The following is a 17,238-nucleotide window of genomic DNA, read 5'->3' as shown; positions in this document are numbered from 1 at the left end:
CACCGACCACATCGCAAGCTCGTGAGACGGTGGGCACGGCGCTCCGCGCCTTTGCCCACCCTACGAGATGACAACTAAGTTGAGATCGGAGCCGTCATGGCCGACACATCCTTCGACGTCATCATCATCGGCTCGGGCCCGGGCGGCTACGTCACCGCGATCCGCGCCGCCCAGCTCGGCTTCAAGACCGCGATCATCGAGAAGACGCATCTCGGCGGCATCTGCCTGAACTGGGGCTGCATCCCGACCAAGGCGCTCCTACGCTCGGCCGAGATCTATCACTACATGCAGCATGCCAAGGACTACGGTCTCTCTGCTGAGAAGATCTCCTACGATCCGAAGGCGGTGGTGCAGCGCTCGCGCGGCGTGTCCAAGCGGCTTGCCGATGGCGTCGGCTTCCTCATGAAGAAGAACAAGGTGCAGGTGATCTGGGGCCGCGCCAACATCGATGCGCCAGGCAAGATCTCCGTGACCAAGGCCGACGTCGAGGCGCCGAAGGGCGCGCTGGGCGAGGGGAGCTACCAGGCCAAGCACATCATCGTCGCGACCGGCGCGCGGCCGCGCGTGCTGCCGGGCCTGGAGCCGGACAAGAAGCTGGTCTGGACCTATTTCGAGGCGATGGTGCCGGACAGGATGCCGAAGTCGCTGCTCGTCGTCGGCTCCGGCGCGATCGGCATCGAGTTCGCCTCGTTCTTCCGCACCATGGGGTCGGAGGTGACGGTGGTCGAGGTGCTGCCGCAGATCCTGCCCGTCGAGGACGCCGAGATCGCCGGCATTGCCCGCAAGCAGCTGGAAAAGCAGGGCCTCAAGATCATGACCGGCGCCAAGGTCACCAAGCTCGACAAGAAGAGCGACAGCGTGGTGGCGACGATCGACGACGGCAAGGGCAAGATCGAGACGACCGAGTTCGACCGCGTGATCTCCGCGGTCGGCGTGGTCGGCAACATCGAGAATCTCGGGCTCGAGAAGCTCGGGGTGAAGACCGACCGCGGCTGCATCGTGATCGACGGCTACGGCAAGACCAACGTGCCCGGCCTCTACGCGATCGGCGACGTCGCGGGACCGCCGATGCTCGCGCACAAGGCCGAGCATGAGGGCGTGGTCTGCATCGAGGCGATCAAGGGCCTGCATCCGCATCCGATGGACAAGAGCCTGATCCCGGGCTGCACCTATTGCCACCCGCAGGTCGCCTCCGTCGGCCTCACCGAAGCCAAGGCGAAGGAGCAGGGGCGAGACATCCGCGTCGGCCGCTTCCCCTTCGTCGGCAACGGCAAGGCGATCGCGCTCGGCGAGGACCAGGGCCTGGTCAAGGTGATCTTCGACAAGAAGACCGGCCAGCTGATCGGCGCGCACATGGTCGGCGCCGAAGTCACCGAATTGATCCAGGGCTATGTCGTCGCGATGAACCTCGAGACGACCGAGGAAGAGCTGATGCACACCATCTTCCCGCATCCGACGCTGTCGGAGATGATGAAGGAAGCCGTGCTCGACGCCTATGGGCGTGTGCTGAACATGTAGTTGCCCCGCCGTCATTGCGAGCGAAGCGAAGCAATCCAGGGGCCCAGGGTGAGACTCTGGATTGCTTCGTCGCTTCGCTCCTCGCAATGACGAACAACAAACTCCGATCGCTGCAGGAAAGAACAACAACATGAAATCCAGCGACAATCTCACCACCGAGCGCCCGACCTTCGTCACCCATCTCGAATGCGCGATGGTCGGCGACCATTATCCGGCGGACCAGGTCCACAACCTCTCAAAGGCCGGCAAGCCGCTGCTGGTGCGCTACGATCTCGCGGGCGTGAAACAGGCGCTGACCAAGGACGCGCTGGCGCAGCGGCCCGCGGACATGTGGCGCTATCGCGAGCTGCTGCCGGTGCGCAAATGCCAGGACATCGTCAGCCTCGGCGAGGTCATGACGCCGCTGATCAATCTGCCGAAGCTGGCGAAGACACTCGGCGGCGGCGAGATCATCGTCAAGGATGAGGGGCGGCTGCCGACCGGCTCGTTCAAGGCGCGCGGCCTCGTGATGGCGGTGTCGATGGGCAAGGCGCTCGGCATCACCCACATGGCGATGCCGACCAACGGCAATGCGGGGGCAGCGCTCGCGGCCTACGCGACGTCCTGCGGCATCAAGACCACGATCTTTTGCCCGGCCGATACGCCGGAGGTGAACGTCAGCGAGATCGAGCTGCAGGGCGCGACCGTCTATCGCGTCAACGGCCTCATTGATGATTGCGGCAAGATCGTCGGGGAGGGGAAGGCCAAGGTCGGCTGGTTCGATACCTCGACCCTGAAGGAGCCGTACCGGATCGAAGGCAAGAAGACGATGGGCCTGGAGCTCGCCGAGCAGCTCGGCTGGGACGTGCCCGACGTGATCTTCTATCCGACCGGCGGCGGCACCGGCCTGATCGGCATGTGGAAGGGGTTCGACGAGCTGGAGAAGATCGGCTTCATCGGTTCGAAGCGCCCGCGCATGGTCGCGGTGCAAGCCTCCGGCTGCGCGCCGATGGTGCGCGCCTACGAAGCCGGCGTCGAGCACGCGACGCGCTGGGAGGATGCGCATACGATCGCCTCGGGAATCCGCGTGCCGCAGGCGGTCGGCGACTTCCTCATCCTACGCGCCGTACGCGAGAGCGGCGGCTTTGCCATTGCGGTCGATGACGACGCGATTTCGGCCGGTCTCAACGAGGTCGCGCGCGAGGAGGGGCTGCTGCTCTGCCCCGAGGGCGCTGCGACCTACGCGGCCTACAAGCAGAGCCTCGCCGACGGGCGCGTGACGAAGACCGACCGCGTCATGCTGTTCAACTGCGCCACCGGACTCAAATATCCGCTGCCGAAGGTCGAGCGCACGCTCGATCGCCACCAGCCGATCGACTACACTCAGTTCTGACCGGACGGTCGGCATTGCGGCCTGGCGCCTGATCGTCTGACAACAAGGATCAGGCCGCGCGGGGAGGACGTCATGCGACGCCTGTTCGGCGCTGTGGCGATAGCGCTTGCCTTGCTTGTGGGATCCGCTGCCGCGGAAACCTATCCCTCGCGCGCCATCACGGTGATCGTGCCGTTCGCGGCCGGCGGTCCATCGGATGCGATGATGCGCATCCTCGCCGAGCACATGAAGCAGACGCTCGGCCAGCCCGTGCTGGTCGAGAACGTCACCGGTGCGGGTGGATCGATCGGCGTCGGGCGCGCGGTGCGCTCCAAACCGGATGGCTACACGATCAGCTTCGGTCATCTCGGTACTCACGTGGCCAACGGCGCGGTGTATCGGCTCGGCTATGATCTCGTCGCCGATCTCGAGCCTGTCGTGCTGCTGCCGAGCAACCCGATGATCATCGTCAGCAGGAGCAATGTGCCGGCGAAGTCGTTGTCCGAGCTCCTGGCCTGGCTGAAGGCACAGCCGAATCCTGCGTCCGCCGGCACGGCCGGTAATGGCTCCGGGAGCCACATCGCCGGGCTCTATTTCGCACAGGTCACCGGCATCAAGCTGCAATTCGTGCCTTATCGCGGCACGGGCCCCGCGATGAACGACCTTGTCGGCGGCCAGATCGATCTCATCGTCGACCAGACCTCGAACGCCATCAACCAGGTCCGCGCCGGCACGATTCGCGCCTACGCCGTCACCGACTCCAAACGACTCGATAGCGCGCCGGACATTCCGACGACCGACGAGGCAGGCCTCCCGGGCTTCCACATGACGCTCTGGTCGGGCCTCTGGCTGCCGAAAGGAGCACCGAAAGAGATCGGCGATACGCTCAATGCGGCCGCAGTCGCCGCCCTGCGGAACCCGAGTGTGGCGAATCAGTTGAGCAATCTTGGATTGCAGATCCCGGAGCCGGATCAGCAGACTCCGCAGGCGCTCGGAACCCTTCAACGGGCCGAAATCGCCAAATGGTGGCCGATGATCCGCGGGGCAGGAGTGGTGCCCGAGTAAGCGGGCGGTATAAATTTCCCACTCAAATGGTTGCGCAACGGCCACGAATGTTGCGGGCTCGCCACAGTTTACGAAGTTTTGGTAACAATCTCGGGCGCTCCGCAAACGCGCCGCTTTTTGGCCACACCGCGTCGTGAAATAGTTTGAACAGAAGAGTACCAGTGCGTGTGAGGTTGCCAGGAATCCACTTTCAGGATTTTAGCGTTCTCCGCAGCACCGGGAGGCCAGAACAGCGATGGACGCGAAGACCGACATCAAGCGCAGGCTGCCCAGCCGTCATGTGACGGAAGGGCCGGAGCGTGCGCCTCATCGGTCGTATCTCTACGCGATGGGCCTGACCACGGCCCAAATCCATCAGCCCTTCGTCGGCGTCGCCTCGTGCTGGAACGAGGCCGCGCCCTGCAACATCGCGCTGATGCGGCAGGCGCAAGCCGTGAAGAAGGGCGTGGCCCACGCCGGCGGCACGCCGCGCGAATTCTGCACCATCACCGTGACCGACGGCATCGCCATGGGCCATGACGGCATGCGCTCGTCGCTGCCGTCGCGCGAGGCGATTGCCGATTCGGTCGAGCTGACGATTCGCGGTCATGCCTACGACGCGCTGGTTGGCCTCGCCGGCTGCGATAAATCGCTGCCGGGCATGATGATGGCGATGGTCCGGCTCAACGTGCCGTCGATCTTCATTTATGGAGGCTCGATCCTGCCCGGCAATTTCCGCGGCCAGCAGGTCACCGTGCAGGACATGTTCGAGGCGGTCGGCAAGCATTCGGTCGGCGCGATGTCGGATGAGGATCTCGACGAGCTCGAGCGCGTCGCCTGTCCGTCGGCCGGTGCGTGCGGTGCTCAGTTCACGGCCAACACGATGGCGACCGTCTCCGAGGCGATCGGCCTGGCGCTGCCGTACTCGGCTGGCGCGCCCGCACCTTACGAGATCCGCGATTCCTTCTGCATGACCGCCGGCGAGAAGGTCATGGAGCTGATATCAGCCAACATCCGGCCGCGCGACATCGTGACGCGAGCAGCACTCGAGAATGCCGCTGCGGTTGTGGCGGCCTCCGGCGGCTCGACCAACGCGGCCCTGCATCTACCAGCGATTGCACACGAGGCCGGCATCAAGTTCGACTTATTCGATGTCGCCGAAATCTTCAAAAAGACACCTTATATCGCGGATTTGAAGCCGGGTGGCCGCTATGTCGCCAAAGACATGTTCGAGGCTGGTGGCATTCCGCTCTTGATGAAGACGTTGCTCGACCATGGCTATTTGAACGGCGACTGCCTCACAGTCACCGGCCGGACGATCGCCGAAAACCTCAAAGGCGTGAAGTGGAATCCGCACCAGGACGTGGTGAGGCCGGCCGACCAGCCGATCACTGCAACCGGAGGTGTCGTTGGTTTGAAAGGCAATCTCGCGCCAGAGGGTGCGATCGTGAAAGTCGCGGGCATGTCGAACTTGAAATTCACTGGGCCGGCCCGCTGCTTCGATCGGGAAGAGGATGCCTTTGAAGCCGTTCAGAAGCGGTCCTATCGCGAGGGCGAGGTCATCGTCATCCGCTATGAGGGCCCGCGCGGCGGTCCCGGCATGCGGGAAATGCTGCAGACCACGGCGGCGCTGACGGGGCAGGGCATGGGCGGCAAGATCGCGCTCATCACCGATGGCCGGTTCTCGGGCGCGACGCGCGGCTTCTGCATCGGCCATATCGGGCCGGAGGCGGCGGTCGGCGGACCGATCGCGCTGGTCGAGGATGGCGACATCATCGAGATCGACGCCGAGGCGGGCATCCTGAACGTCAAGTTGAGCGATGCCGAACTGACACAACGCAAGACCAAGTGGACGCCGCGTGAAACGCATCACACGTCAGGTGCACTTTGGAAATATGCCCAGCAGGTGGGACCCGCCGTGGCGGGGGCCGTCACCCACCCAGGTGGTGCGCAAGAGAAGTATTGCTATGCGGACATCTGATCGGATCATTTTCGCACTGTTGCTGGGGGTTGCCCCGCTCGCGCTGCCGACGCCGTCGTTCGCGTTCGATGGCGCGCCGGTCAACCAGGAGCCGGCGATCCCTGTGGCTGGCCCGCAGGCGGGTGCGGGCGCACTGCGCAAATCCGTGCCTGCGACCACGGCTGCGACCAACCCCACGCAGTCCCTCACCGCGCTGCAATATGCGGCGGAGGAGGGCCACCCGGTCGCGCAGTTCAAGCTCGGGCGCATGTATGCCGCCGGCGACGGCGTCGCGCGCGACGACATGCGCGCGTTCGACTATTTCAGCCGCATCGCCAATGCGCATGCCGAGGACAGCCCGTCGGCGCCGCAGGCCCAGATCGTCGCCAATGCCTTCGTCGCGCTCGGCCGCTATTATCTGAGCGGGATCCCGAACACGAAGGTGAAGGCGGATCCGGACCGCGCCCGCGAGATGTTCTCCTACGCGGCGTCCTATTTCGGCAATGCCGACGCCCAGTACGATCTGGCGCGGATGTATCTGAAGACGGCCGACGCCTCGCGCGACGATTTCCGCTATGGTGCGCGCTGGCTCGGGCTCGCCGCCCAGAAGGGCCAGCATCAGGCCCAGGCCTTGCTTGGCCAGATGCTGTTCAACGGTGACCGCCTGCCCCGGCAGCCGGCCCGCGGCTTGATGTGGCTCACCTTGGCGCGCGACAGCGCCGGTCCGGACGAAGCGTGGATCAAGGAGAGCTACAACCGCGCCTTTGCCAAGGCGTCGGACGACGACCGCGCCACCGCGCTGCAGATGCTCGAGAGCTGGGTGCAGGGCAAGCGCGAGTAAGCGGAGCGGAATGCATCGCGTTCCCTCCGCGCGACGGAGGGATTGAGATGATCATTCGCGATGCGACCCGCGACGACGCTTCGGCCGCCTGTGCCGTGCTACGCGCCTCCATCATCGAATTGTGCGAGGCGGATCACCGCGGCCATCCGGACATCCTCGGCCGTTGGCTCGCCAACAAGACACCGGAGATCGTTGCAAGCTGGGCCGACGGGCAGCGCCGTTCGCTGCTGGTCGCGGTCGAGGAGGGGACGATCCTCGCCGTCGGCGGGCTCGCTCATCCCGGCGAGATCACGGCGAACTACGTGTCGCCGCAGGCGCGCTTCCGCGGCGTGAGCTCGGCCATGGTGGCTGTGCTGGAGCAGCGCGCTGCCGCCCTCGGCGCCCGTGAGATCGAGCTGCTGAGCACCGAGACGGCGCACCGATTCTATCTTGCCCGCGGCTATCTCGACGTCGGCCCGCCCACGGGCAAGTTCGGCACCGCCGCATCCTATCCGATGCGCAAGATCCTGGCGGCCCCTTGAGTCGCGGCACTTCGCCGGCGGATCTCGGAAGGGCCGCTACGTCTGCCCAATGAATGGGCGAACGTCAGCTGATATTTTGATCAACGGCAGGCGCGCCGCTCCAAATCTGCGACATCTCGTGCACAAACGACGGCCCCGAGCCCGAATCGCGCTTGGCACGATTCGTGAGTGCAAAAGCCCGGCGACAGCAGAGGCGGCACGTTTGCGCAGCGTTCGGATCGGCCTGATCATTCCTCAGTGCGGCTCGGCAGGGTTGTGGGCACCCTCCGCCGAAGCCTGCGGTCGGCTCGCCGTGAGCGAGCTGAACCAGGCTGCGGGAATCCGCCGCAGGCCGGTGGAGCTGGTCGTCATCGATGCCGGCGCGAGCGGCGTCAGCGCGGCCCGGGCGGCGGCCGAGGCGGTCGACGAGCTCGCGGTCGACGGTCTCATCGGCATGTTGCCGAGCTATGCGCGCGATCCCGTCGCGGAGGCTGCGCGCGGCCGCGTGCCGTTCCTCTACACGCCGCAATTCGAGGGTCTGTCGCCGAGCAGCGACGTGATGACCACCGGCGAGACCGCGCCCGAACTGCTGGCGCCGGCGATCCAGTGGCTGTCGGACTGCAAGCGCGCCCGGCGCTTCTTCCTGTGCGGCAACGACTACATCTGGCCGCGCTCCTCGCTCGGCATCGCCAGGCGGCTGATCGCCCGGTTCGGCGGCGTCGTCACCGGCGAGCACTACGTGCCTGTGGGCGTGCACGATTTCGACGAGATGCTCGAGCGCATCAAGTCGACGCGCAGCGACGTCGTGCTGCCGGTGTTCCTCGGCTCCGACTGCATCGCTTTCAACCGCGCCTTTTGCGCCGCGGGCCTCAGCCGGCACGTGCTGCGGTTCTCCTCGGCGTTCGACGAGACCATCGTCTACGGCCTCGACAGCAGCGAAACCGAGAACGTCTACGTCGCCTCCAGCTACTTCGCCGCGCTGCGCTCGCGCAACAACGGCGCGTTTCTGGAGCGCTACTATACCGCCTATGGCGACAATCCGCCGCCGCCGAACGGCTATGGCGAGTCCTGCTACGAAGGCATTCATGCGCTCGCCGCGCTGATCGAGCGGGCCGAGAGTTTCGACGCGCGCGACATCAGGCGCGTCTTCGGGCGCACGCTGCAGGGCCGCACCGCGCGCGGCAACGAGGCGCAGCCGGTGGTCGGCGGCCGCCATCCGATTCATCTGGCGGAGCTCGACGGCTATGATTTCGCCGTGGTCGCGTCGCGCTAGAGCGGCCCGTCAAAAAGTACTTGCTTTTTCAAATATTGTAAATTTAAACTTCGCGCGGCTCGTGAACCAAGCATCACCAACCCATGGGGACCCCTAATGACTCTTTCCCGCCGTCGTTTCCTGCAACGCTCGGCCATCGCGACCTCGACGCTGATCGCGTCACCTGCCGTGTTCCGCGCGGGTGCGTTCGCGGCTGAGAACCCGATCACGGTCGGCAGCCTGCACGACCAGTCCGGTCCGATCGGCACCTCCGGCACGCCGATGGTCTATGCGCTGCAGCTCGCCGTCGACGAGATCAACGCCGCGGGCGGCCTGCTCGGACGTCCCTTGAAGGTGATCCATTACGACACCCAGTCGAACATCCAGCTGTACTCGCAATACGCCCAGCAGCTGGCGGTGAAGGACAAGGTCGACGTCGTGCATGGCGGCATCACCTCGGCCTCGCGCGAGGCGATCCGGCCGACCTTCGACCGCTTCAAGGTGCTGTACTTCTACAACACGCTGTACGAAGGCGGCGTCTGCGACCGCAACACCTTCTGCACCGGCACCACCCCGGCCCAGACGGTGGAGAAGCTGGTCCCGAGCGCGATGAAGAAGTCGGGCAAGAAGGCCTACATCATCGCCGCCGACTACAATTACGGTCAGATCACCGCGAAGTGGATGACGAAGTACTGCAAGGACAATGGCGGCGAGATTCTCTCGACCGACTTCTTCCCGCTCGACGTCACCAATTTCGGCTCCACCATCTCCAAGATCCAGGCGGCCAAGCCCGACCTCATCCTGTCGGCGCTGGTCGGCGGCAACCACACCGCCTTTTACCGGCAGTGGACCGCAGCCGGCATGAAATCGAAGATCCCGATCGCCTCGACCACTTTCGGTCTCGTCAACGAGCCTTCGACGCTGGACGCGGCGGAGAGCGATGCGGTCATCGGCGCCTACGGCTATTTCGAGGAGCTGACCACGCCGGCCTCCAAGAGCTTCGTCGAGAAGATCAAGAAGGCGCATCCGGACTCGCCCTATATCAGCGAGCTCGCCTCGTGCACCTATGAGGGCGTGATGCTCTGGGCCGAGGGCGTCAAGAAGGCCGGCAGCATCGACCGCATGAAGGTGATCGAGGCGCTGGAAAGCGGCCTCGTGTTCGACGGTCCGAGCGGCAAGGTCTCGCTGGACAAGCAGACCCATCACACCGTCCGCAACGCGTTCCTCGCCGAGGTGAAGGACCGCAAATGGTCGGTGCTGGAGACCTACACCGACGCCAAGCCGGCGGACACCGCGAGCGTCTGCGACCTCGTCAAGAACCCGAACGACGTCAAGCAGTACATCATCAATCTCTGACGCCTGCCGGGTCCCGCCATCCGGCGGGACCCGGATTCATTGGACTGCCCTGAAAGACCTGACGCATGGCGATCTACGTCATTCTCGCGCTCGACGTTCTCAACGGAATCTCCTCGCTGTTCCTGCTGTGCCTGGGACTGGCGATCATCTTCGGCATGATGAAGATCATCAACCTCGCCCATGGCGAGTTCATCATGCTCGGAGCCTATGCGACGGTGATCTCGGCCAATGCCGGGGTGAACATCTGGATCGCGATGCTGATCATCGCGCCCCTGTTCGTCGGCATCGTCGGTCTCGTTATCGAACGCTGCCTGATCCGCTTCCTGTACGGCCGCCTGGTCGATTCGATGCTCGCGACCTGGGGCCTGAGCCTCCTCATCATCGGCATCATCACCACGATCTACGGCAACACCCAGCAGGGCGTGCCGACACCGCTCGGCGGCTTCTCGATAGGGTCATACCAATCGAGTTACTATACGCTGTTCCTCGCCCTGATGGCGGCGGTCATGATGGCGATCATCTACGGCGTGATGCGCTACACCCGCTTCGGCCTGGTCGCCCGCGCCACGATGCAGAACCCGGCGATGGCCGCCACGCTCGGTGTCAACCCGGCCCGCGTCTACATGAGCACCTTCGCGCTCGGTGCGGCGGTCACGGGCCTCGCCGGCGGCCTGCTGGCGCCAGTGTCGGGCATCACCCCCGTGATGGGCGGCGCCTATGTCGCCAAGGCGTTCATGACGGTGGTCGGCGGCGGCGCAGCGATCCTCTCGGGTACGCTGTCGGCAGCGAGCCTGTTCGGCTCGGTCAATCAGGTCGGCGCCTATTTCACCACGCCTGTCTACGGCGAGGTTATCGTCTTCACCACCGCGATCGTGCTCATCCGTCTGCTGCCGCAGGGCATCTCCGGGCGCTTCTTCAAGGGGAACCTGTGATGGACAAGCGCCTTCGTCTCGCGCTCCAGGCCGCCGGAACCGTCGTTGCCGTCGGCGTCATTGCGATCGTGCCGAGCGTGATCGAGCTGTTCGGCCTGATGCAGCTGACCTTGTTCGCCGCGATGTCGGTGCTGGCCTTGAGCCTCGCCTTCATCTGGGGCTATGGCGGCATTCTCTCCTTCGGCCAGACCGCCTTCTTCGGCCTCGGCGGCTACGCCTATGCCATTGCCGCCGTGAACTTTCAGGACTCGACCCCGGCGATCCTGCTGGCGATCGTCGTCCCCGCGCTGTTCGCGGCCATCCTCGGCTATTTCATCTTCTTCGGCCGCATCTCCGACGTCTATCTCGGCGTCATCACGCTGACTGTCACTTTGATCCTGTTCAACTCGGTCAACTCGACCTCCGGCGACGCCTACAAGATCGGCAAAGCCTTGCTCGGCGGCTTCAACGGCATGCCGGCGGTGCCGACATTCAACGTGCCGTTCGATCCGTCGACCGTACTGTCGCCGGAACAGTCGTGGTGGACGACGGCCTATGTGCTGCTCGGGGTGTTCCTGCTGCTGCGGCTCCTGCTGGCGCTGCCCGCCGGGCGCATCATCGTCGCCGTGCGCGAGAACGAAGTTCGCGCGTCCCTGCTCGGCTACGATCCGCGGCTCGTGAAGTGCCTGACCTTCATCCTCGGCGGCGCCATCGCCGGTCTCGCCGGGGCGCTTTATGTCAACTGGGGCGCCTTCGTCAGCCCGACCATCTTCAGCCTGTCGCTGTCGGCGGAGATCATCATCTGGATCACGGTCGGCGGCCTCGGCACCTTGCTCGGGCCGATCATCGGCTGCGTCGTGATCGAATACATCGTCGCCTACATCGGCTCGCAGCAGCTCCTGAACTCCAATCTCGTGCTCGGCGGCGTGCTGGTGGTGTTCGTGCTCCTGCTGCCGAAGGGCATAGTGCCGACCGCGCGTGATCTCGTGATGCGGCTGATCCCGGACAGGAAGAAGACCAACGACCAGCCGGTGCAGTCAGCGGCGGCGCCGCATCCCGCAGGAGCCGAATGACATGGCGGACCTCGTTCCTCTGCTCAAGGCCGAGCACCTGACGATGCGTTTCGGCGGCGTGGTCGCCAACGACGACATCACCTTCACCCTCCAGGAGATGGAGCTGCGCTGCCTGATCGGCCCCAACGGCGCCGGCAAGAGCACCTTCTTCAAGACGCTCACCGGCCAGCTCGTACCGACCTCCGGCACCATCTCCTTCCGCGGCATGCCGATCGCGGGGAAGGCGTCGCACGAGATCGCGCGCATGGGCATCGGCATCAAGACCCAGGTCCCGAACGTCTTCAACGGCCTTTCGGTGCGCGAGAACATCTGGCTCGCCGTGCGCCGCAAGGCGACGCCGCGCCAGCAGGGCCCGGCCGTCGACGCCGTGCTGGAGATGATCCGGTTGACTGACTACGCCGACAGCATCGTCGCGACGCTCTCGCACGGCCAGCGGCAATGGGTCGAGATCGGCATGGTGCTCGCCGCCGAGCCGGAGCTAATCCTGCTCGACGAGCCCGCCGCGGGAATGACCGACGAGGAGACGTTCCATACGGCCGCGATCATCCGCGAGATCAACCAGACCCGCGCCATCGTCGTCGTCGAGCACGACATGGAGTTCATCAAGCAGATCGCCAAGCGCGTGACCGTGTTCCACCAGGGCCGCGTGCTGGTCGAGGACACCGTCGACAAGGTGCTCGCCGACCAGCGCGTGCGCGACGTCTATCTCGGCAAGAAGGTGGCGGCATGAGCACGCTTCTCGAGGTCAAGGGGCTCAAATCCGGCTATGGCCGGATCCCGATCCTGTTCGGCGTCGATCTCACCGTCGGCGATGGCGAGTATCTCGGCATCCTCGGCCATAACGGCATGGGCAAGACCACGGCGCTGCGCACCTTGATGGGACATCTGCCGACCACGGACGGCTCGGTCGTGTTCGCCGGCAAGACCATCACACATCTCAAGCCGCACGAGCGCTCGCGGCTCGGCATTGGCCTAGTGCCGCAGGGCCGTGAGATCTTTCCGGATCTGTCGGTGATGGAAAATCTCCGCATGGGCCTCGCCGCGGCGCCGAAGGAGGACCGCAGCGTCATCGAGGCCGTGTTGCAGGATTTCCCGCGCCTGGTGCGGCTGCTCGACCGTCGCGGCGGCGCGCTGTCCGGCGGCGAGCAGCAACTGCTGGCGCTCGCCCGCTGCCTCTGCACCAAGCCGAAGCTGATCCTGCTGGACGAGCCCACCGAAGGCATTCAGCCGTCGATCATCGAGGAGATCATCGAGACCCTGCTGGCGCTGAAGACGCGCTGGAAGATGTCCCTGATCGTCGTCGAGCAGAACCTGGAATTCATCACGTCGTTATCGGACCGCATCCTGCACATCCAGAAGGGACGCATCACCGAGGAACTCGACCGTGAGACGCTGCTCGCCCGGGAAGGTCAGATGGTCCCGAGCTAGACGAATTCCGGCGCGGCTGCGCCGGCGCAACTGAACTGCACACTCTTAGTCTCTGCTCCAGCTTGTCCTCACAAGAAAGGATGACTCATGTCAATCAAACGCCCGAATGCCGAGGAAGTCGCCGATCTCGCCGCCAGCCTGCACATGAATATGACGGTCGAGGAGGCCGCCGAATATCTGTCGCTGATGGGCGGCATGTTCGATCAATACGACATCATCGATGAACTGCCGAACCCGCTGCCGCCGGTGAAATATCCGCGCACGCCCGGCTATAAGCCGATGCCCAAGGAGAACAAGTACAACGCCTGGGCGATCAAGACCGAGGTCAAGGGCGCGTCCTCCGGCAAGCTCGCCGGCCGCACCGTCGTGCTGAAGGACAACGTCGCGCTCGCCGGCGTTCCGATGATGAACGGCTCGACCACGCTCGAAGGCTTCATCCCCGCCGCGGACGCGACCATCGTCACCCGCATCCTCGATGCCGGCGGTACCATCGTCGGCAAGGCCGTGTGCGAGCACTTCTGCCTCTCCGGCGGCAGCCACACCTCCGATCCGGCACCGGTGCACAATCCCCTGAAGATGGGCTACTCGGCCGGCGGCTCGTCCTCGGGCAGCGCCGCCCTCGTGGCGGCCGGCGAGGTCGATATGTCCATCGGCGGCGACCAGGGCGGCTCGATCCGCATCCCCGCGTCCTATTGCGGCATCTACGGCATGAAGGCGACGCACGGCCTCGTGCCCTACACCGGTGTGATGCCGATCGAGTCGACGATCGACCACACCGGCCCGATGACGGCCAACGTCAAGGACAACGCGCTGCTGCTCGAAGTGCTGGCCGGCGCCGACGGCCTCGATCCGCGGCAATACGCGCCGAAGGTCGCGGCCTACACCGAGTCGCTCGGCAAGGGCGTCAAGGGCCTGAAGATCGGTGTGCTCAAGGAAGGCTTCAGCGCGCCGAACATGGAACAGGGCGTGGTCAGCAAGGTCAAGGCCGGCGCCGAGCGCTTCGCCAAGATGGGCGCCTCGGTGTCGGAAGTCTCGATCCCCGAGCACATGCATGCGCTCGCGGCGTGGAATCCGATCACGCTGGAAGGCTTCCTGGTGCAGATGATGCTCGGCAACGGCATGGGCTTCAACTGGAAGGGCCTCTATGACGTCGGTCTGCTCGACGCGCATTCCGGCTGGCGCACCCGTGCGGACGATCTCTCGGTGACGTTGAAGCTGACCATGCTGGTCGGCCAGTGGGGCCTCGAGCATTATCGCGGCCGCTACTACGCCAAGTCGCGCAACATCGCGATCGCCGCCAAGGCGGCCTATGACGCGGTGTTCGGCTCCTACGACCTCTTGCTGATGCCGACCTTGCCCTGCGTCGCCACACCGATCCCGGCCAAGGACGCGCCGCTCGCCGAAGTCGTGCAGCGCGCCTTCGAGATGACCGCGACGACGAGCCCGTTCGACGTCACCGGTCATCCGGCGATGACCCTGCCGTGCGGCCTCTCCGACGGCCTGCCGGTCGGCCTGATGCTGATCGGCAAGGACTACGCCGAGGCCACGATCTACCAGGCGGCGGCGGCGTTCGAGGCCGACGGCGACTGGAAGACCTTCTGATGATCACCATCACCGCGGTCATCAGGGCCAAGGCGGGACACGAGGCCACGATGCGCGACGCTCTCGTCGCCGTCGCGGCCCATGTCGCGGCCAACGAGCCGGAGACGATCGGGTTCTTCATCTCGCAGAGCGAGACCGAGCCCGGTCTGTTCACCACCTATGAGCGCTTCGCCGACAAGGCCGCGATGGACCGCCACAACGGCTCCGCCGCGGTGGCGGCCTTCTTCGGCATCGCCAAGCCGATCCTCGACGGCGAGGTCATCCTGGTGACCTCGCAGGAGGTGTCGGCGACGATGCGGTAGGGCGGGGCGAGAGCTCAGCCCGCCAATCGTCCTTCGAGACGCCCGCCAAGTGGCGGGCTCCTCAGGACGAGGGCGGTGGGTGTGGCCAGATGAGCGTCCCTTGCGGAGTGAGCTCTGCAAGAACTCGTACGGGGCTTTCATCAACATCACATGCGAGCCCCGCCCACGATCTCAACCCTCATGGTGAGGAGCCCGCCACTTGGCGGGCGTCTCGAACCATGAGGCCCAATTCGAACGACGAGCGCTGAACGACGAGAGGAACCACGCCGATGCTTCGTCTGCACGGCATCCTGGGACGCGCCGACGATAAGGTCTACGCGCGGCAACTGCACGCGCTGGAGCATCGCGGCGGTATCGAGCTGTTGTTCGTGCCGCCGGCCGATGCCGGCCGTAAGCGTTTCCGCCTGACCACCGATCGCGGCACCGACTGTGCCGTCAGCCTCGATCGCGACGAGGAACTGGTCGACGGCGCGCTGCTGCATCTCGACGCGGAGCGCGCGATCATCGCCCGTTTCGGCGAGCAGCAGGTGCTGCGCCTCAAGCCGCGCGACGACGCGAGCGCGCTGAAGCTCGGCTGGCACGCCGGCAATCTGCACTGGCGCGTCCGCTTCGAAGTCGATGTCCTCGTAGTGCTGCTTGACGCGCCGCTCGCGACCTATCGCGCGCGGATCCAGCCGCTGCTCGACTCCGGCGAGGTGGCGGAGGACGCGAATGTTTGACCGCGGCGAGGCGCTGGCATTGCTGCAACTCGGCGACAGTGCCTTTCCCGCCGGCGGGTTTGCGTTTTCCTGGGGTATCGAGGGTCTTGCCGCCGATGGCCTGCTGTCCGATCGCAGCGATCTCGACGGTGTCGTCGCCGATCACCTCGCGCAACGCTGGGCCAGCATGGACCGCATTCTGCTGCGTCGCGCCTGGCAGGCGAGCGACAGCTCAGCGATCGCCGCTGTCGATCGCCTCGCGGAGGCCACTACGCCGTCGGCGGAGATGCGCGAAGGCTCGCGGCGTGCGGGCAGGGCTCTGCTCGGTGTCTGGGTCAAGCTCGCAGGTCCCTTGTCCACATCGTACCGCGCCCGCGTCTCGGCCGATCCGAGGCTTGGGCACCTCGCCGTCGTGCAAGCCATCACCGGCCGCGACGCCGGCCTCAGCCTCGACGCGGCCGAGCTCGTCTCGGGCTGGACGCTGATCGCCGGCCTCGTCAGCGCCGCCGTGCGGCTCGGTCTGATCGGCCACATCGACTCGCAGCAAAGTCTCGCGCGCGCCCGCGCTCTGCTGGCCGAACTGCTCGACGAGACGCCCGACGACGGCGCCTTACCGTCGAGCTTCACGCCCTTCATCGACATCGCCGTGTCGCGCGGGCCGCTGCGGCACGTGCGCATGTTCACGACCTGAGGTGCCCTGCCATGATGAACCTGTCACCGACGGAGCTCGATCGTCTCGTCATCTTCAACGCCGCGCAGATGGCGCGGCGCAATCGCTCGCTCGGCATCAAGCTCAGCCATCCCGAGGCGGTCGCCTATATCACCGATGAAGTCATGACCGCCGCGCGCCGCAATCTGCCCTATGCCGAGATCCGCGACATGGCGGGACGGCTGCTCACGACCGATGACGTCGAGCCCGGGGTCGCCCAGATGATTCCGATGCTCTATGTCGAGCTGATGTTCGCCGAGGGCACCAAGGTGATGGCGCTGTTCGAGCCGATCCAGCCCGCGGAAGGCGCTGCAACCGACGACGTCGTCCCCGGCGAGATCATCGCCGGCGGCGACGACATCGCGATGTTCACCGAACTGCCGGCGGTCACCATCGACGTCGTCAACACCGGCGACCGTGACATCCAGGTGCGCAGCCACACGCATTTCTTCGAGGTCAATCGCGCGCTGCGCTTCGACCGCGCCGCCGCCTGGGGCATGAAGATCGACCGCCCCGCGGGCTTAGGACTGCGGTTCGAGCCCGGTGTCTTCAAATCAGTTCGGCTCGTGCCGATCACAGGCGACCGGATCGTGCGCGGCCAGGCCGGGCTCGTCAACGGCCCGCTCGACGCGCCCGGCGCGCGCGATGCCGCGCTGAAGCTCGCGCAGTCGCGCGGCTATCTCGGAGCCTGAG

Annotated in this window: 17 protein-coding genes; all 17 read left to right on the top strand. The window is 65.5% G+C overall.

Annotation, left to right across the window (positions count from 1 at the left end):
* Positions 1–96 precede the first annotated feature (96 nt).
* Complete coding sequence (gene lpdA, locus BRADO_RS19020; protein WP_011926967.1) at positions 97–1,518, top strand: dihydrolipoyl dehydrogenase; 1,422 nt, start codon at positions 97–99, stop codon at positions 1,516–1,518.
* A gap of 130 nt (positions 1,519–1,648) precedes the next feature.
* On the top strand, positions 1,649–2,890 hold the full coding sequence (locus BRADO_RS19015) for a threonine synthase (RefSeq protein WP_011926966.1): 1,242 nt from the start codon (positions 1,649–1,651) through the stop codon (positions 2,888–2,890).
* Positions 2,891–2,962: 72 nt separating this feature from the next.
* Complete coding sequence (locus BRADO_RS19010) at positions 2,963–3,934, top strand: tripartite tricarboxylate transporter substrate binding protein BugD (RefSeq protein ID WP_011926965.1); 972 nt, start codon at positions 2,963–2,965, stop codon at positions 3,932–3,934.
* Between the two features lie 235 nt (positions 3,935–4,169).
* Positions 4,170–5,894 carry a dihydroxy-acid dehydratase gene (ilvD, locus tag BRADO_RS19005; protein WP_011926964.1) on the top strand — a complete coding sequence of 575 codons (1,725 nt, stop codon included), beginning with the start codon at positions 4,170–4,172 and terminating at the stop codon, positions 5,892–5,894.
* Complete coding sequence (locus BRADO_RS19000; RefSeq protein WP_041756719.1) at positions 5,881–6,714, top strand: tetratricopeptide repeat protein; 834 nt, start codon at positions 5,881–5,883, stop codon at positions 6,712–6,714. Before ilvD ends, BRADO_RS19000 begins: the two co-directional genes overlap by 14 nt.
* Positions 6,715–6,761: 47 nt before the next feature.
* Complete coding sequence (locus tag BRADO_RS18995; protein ID WP_011926962.1) at positions 6,762–7,235, top strand: GNAT family N-acetyltransferase; 474 nt, start codon at positions 6,762–6,764, stop codon at positions 7,233–7,235.
* 202 nt (positions 7,236–7,437) lie between these two features.
* A complete protein-coding gene (locus BRADO_RS18990; RefSeq protein WP_041756718.1) occupies positions 7,438–8,487 on the top strand; it encodes a substrate-binding domain-containing protein in 1,050 nt (349 codons plus the stop codon).
* A 96-nt stretch (positions 8,488–8,583) separates the two neighbouring features.
* Positions 8,584–9,822 carry an ABC transporter substrate-binding protein gene (locus tag BRADO_RS18985; protein ID WP_011926960.1) on the top strand — a complete coding sequence of 413 codons (1,239 nt, stop codon included), beginning with the start codon at positions 8,584–8,586 and terminating at the stop codon, positions 9,820–9,822.
* 65 nt (positions 9,823–9,887) lie between these two features.
* Positions 9,888–10,754, top strand: a complete 867-nt coding sequence (locus BRADO_RS18980) for a branched-chain amino acid ABC transporter permease (RefSeq protein ID WP_006614376.1) — start codon at positions 9,888–9,890, stop codon at positions 10,752–10,754.
* Positions 10,754–11,806 (top strand): branched-chain amino acid ABC transporter permease, encoded by a 1,053-nt coding sequence (locus BRADO_RS18975; protein WP_011926959.1) that lies wholly within the window; start codon positions 10,754–10,756, stop codon positions 11,804–11,806. Before BRADO_RS18980 ends, BRADO_RS18975 begins: the two co-directional genes overlap by 1 nt.
* A gap of 1 nt (position 11,807) precedes the next feature.
* Positions 11,808–12,536 (top strand): ATP-binding cassette domain-containing protein, encoded by a 729-nt coding sequence (locus BRADO_RS18970; protein WP_011926958.1) that lies wholly within the window; start codon positions 11,808–11,810, stop codon positions 12,534–12,536.
* Entirely contained in the window at positions 12,533–13,234 is a 702-nt protein-coding gene (locus BRADO_RS18965) for an ABC transporter ATP-binding protein (protein WP_011926957.1), read from the top strand. Before BRADO_RS18970 ends, BRADO_RS18965 begins: the two co-directional genes overlap by 4 nt.
* An 87-nt stretch (positions 13,235–13,321) precedes the next feature.
* Positions 13,322–14,836 carry an amidase gene (locus BRADO_RS18960; protein ID WP_011926956.1) on the top strand — a complete coding sequence of 505 codons (1,515 nt, stop codon included), beginning with the start codon at positions 13,322–13,324 and terminating at the stop codon, positions 14,834–14,836.
* Positions 14,836–15,138, top strand: coding sequence for a putative quinol monooxygenase (locus tag BRADO_RS18955; RefSeq protein ID WP_011926955.1), 303 nt, complete (start codon positions 14,836–14,838; stop codon positions 15,136–15,138). The genes BRADO_RS18960 and BRADO_RS18955 overlap by 1 nt, the downstream gene beginning before the upstream one ends.
* Before the next feature lie 269 nt (positions 15,139–15,407).
* Complete coding sequence (ureE, locus tag BRADO_RS18950) at positions 15,408–15,857, top strand: urease accessory protein UreE (protein ID WP_011926954.1); 450 nt, start codon at positions 15,408–15,410, stop codon at positions 15,855–15,857.
* A complete protein-coding gene (locus BRADO_RS18945) occupies positions 15,850–16,527 on the top strand; it encodes an urease accessory protein UreF (protein WP_011926953.1) in 678 nt (225 codons plus the stop codon). Before ureE ends, BRADO_RS18945 begins: the two co-directional genes overlap by 8 nt.
* Positions 16,528–16,538: 11 nt before the next feature.
* The gene (gene ureB, locus BRADO_RS18940; RefSeq protein ID WP_011926952.1) at positions 16,539–17,237 is read left to right on the top strand and encodes an urease subunit beta; all 699 of its coding nucleotides are present in this window, start codon (positions 16,539–16,541) and stop codon (positions 17,235–17,237) included.
* The last annotated feature ends 1 nt before the right edge of the window (position 17,238 follow it).

The sequence above is a fragment of the Bradyrhizobium sp. ORS 278 genome (assembly GCF_000026145.1).
GTDB lineage: Bacteria > Pseudomonadota > Alphaproteobacteria > Rhizobiales > Xanthobacteraceae > Bradyrhizobium.
The sequence above is the reverse complement of the archived record's forward strand: the minus strand, read 5'-3'. Positions and strand labels throughout refer to the sequence as shown.

Bases quoted from the DNA above. Each gene is read 5' to 3' on its own strand.
- ureE (WP_011926954.1), top strand. From the start codon at position 15,408: ATGCTTCGTCTGCACGGCATCCTGGGACGCGCCGACGATAAGGTCTAC.
- BRADO_RS18955 (WP_011926955.1), top strand. From the start codon at position 14,836: ATGATCACCATCACCGCGGTCATCAGGGCCAAGGCGGGACACGAGGCC.
- BRADO_RS19000 (WP_041756719.1), top strand. From the start codon at position 5,881: ATGCGGACATCTGATCGGATCATTTTCGCACTGTTGCTGGGGGTTGCC.
- BRADO_RS18975 (WP_011926959.1), top strand. From the start codon at position 10,754: ATGGACAAGCGCCTTCGTCTCGCGCTCCAGGCCGCCGGAACCGTCGTT.
- lpdA (WP_011926967.1), top strand. From the start codon at position 97: ATGGCCGACACATCCTTCGACGTCATCATCATCGGCTCGGGCCCGGGC.
- BRADO_RS18970 (WP_011926958.1), top strand. From the start codon at position 11,808: ATGGCGGACCTCGTTCCTCTGCTCAAGGCCGAGCACCTGACGATGCGT.
- BRADO_RS19015 (WP_011926966.1), top strand. From the start codon at position 1,649: ATGAAATCCAGCGACAATCTCACCACCGAGCGCCCGACCTTCGTCACC.
- BRADO_RS19010 (WP_011926965.1), top strand. From the start codon at position 2,963: ATGCGACGCCTGTTCGGCGCTGTGGCGATAGCGCTTGCCTTGCTTGTG.
- ilvD (WP_011926964.1), top strand. From the start codon at position 4,170: ATGGACGCGAAGACCGACATCAAGCGCAGGCTGCCCAGCCGTCATGTG.
- ureB (WP_011926952.1), top strand. From the start codon at position 16,539: ATGATGAACCTGTCACCGACGGAGCTCGATCGTCTCGTCATCTTCAAC.
- BRADO_RS18960 (WP_011926956.1), top strand. From the start codon at position 13,322: ATGTCAATCAAACGCCCGAATGCCGAGGAAGTCGCCGATCTCGCCGCC.
- BRADO_RS18965 (WP_011926957.1), top strand. From the start codon at position 12,533: ATGAGCACGCTTCTCGAGGTCAAGGGGCTCAAATCCGGCTATGGCCGG.
- BRADO_RS18945 (WP_011926953.1), top strand. From the start codon at position 15,850: ATGTTTGACCGCGGCGAGGCGCTGGCATTGCTGCAACTCGGCGACAGT.
- BRADO_RS18985 (WP_011926960.1), top strand. From the start codon at position 8,584: ATGACTCTTTCCCGCCGTCGTTTCCTGCAACGCTCGGCCATCGCGACC.
- BRADO_RS18995 (WP_011926962.1), top strand. From the start codon at position 6,762: ATGATCATTCGCGATGCGACCCGCGACGACGCTTCGGCCGCCTGTGCC.
- BRADO_RS18980 (WP_006614376.1), top strand. From the start codon at position 9,888: ATGGCGATCTACGTCATTCTCGCGCTCGACGTTCTCAACGGAATCTCC.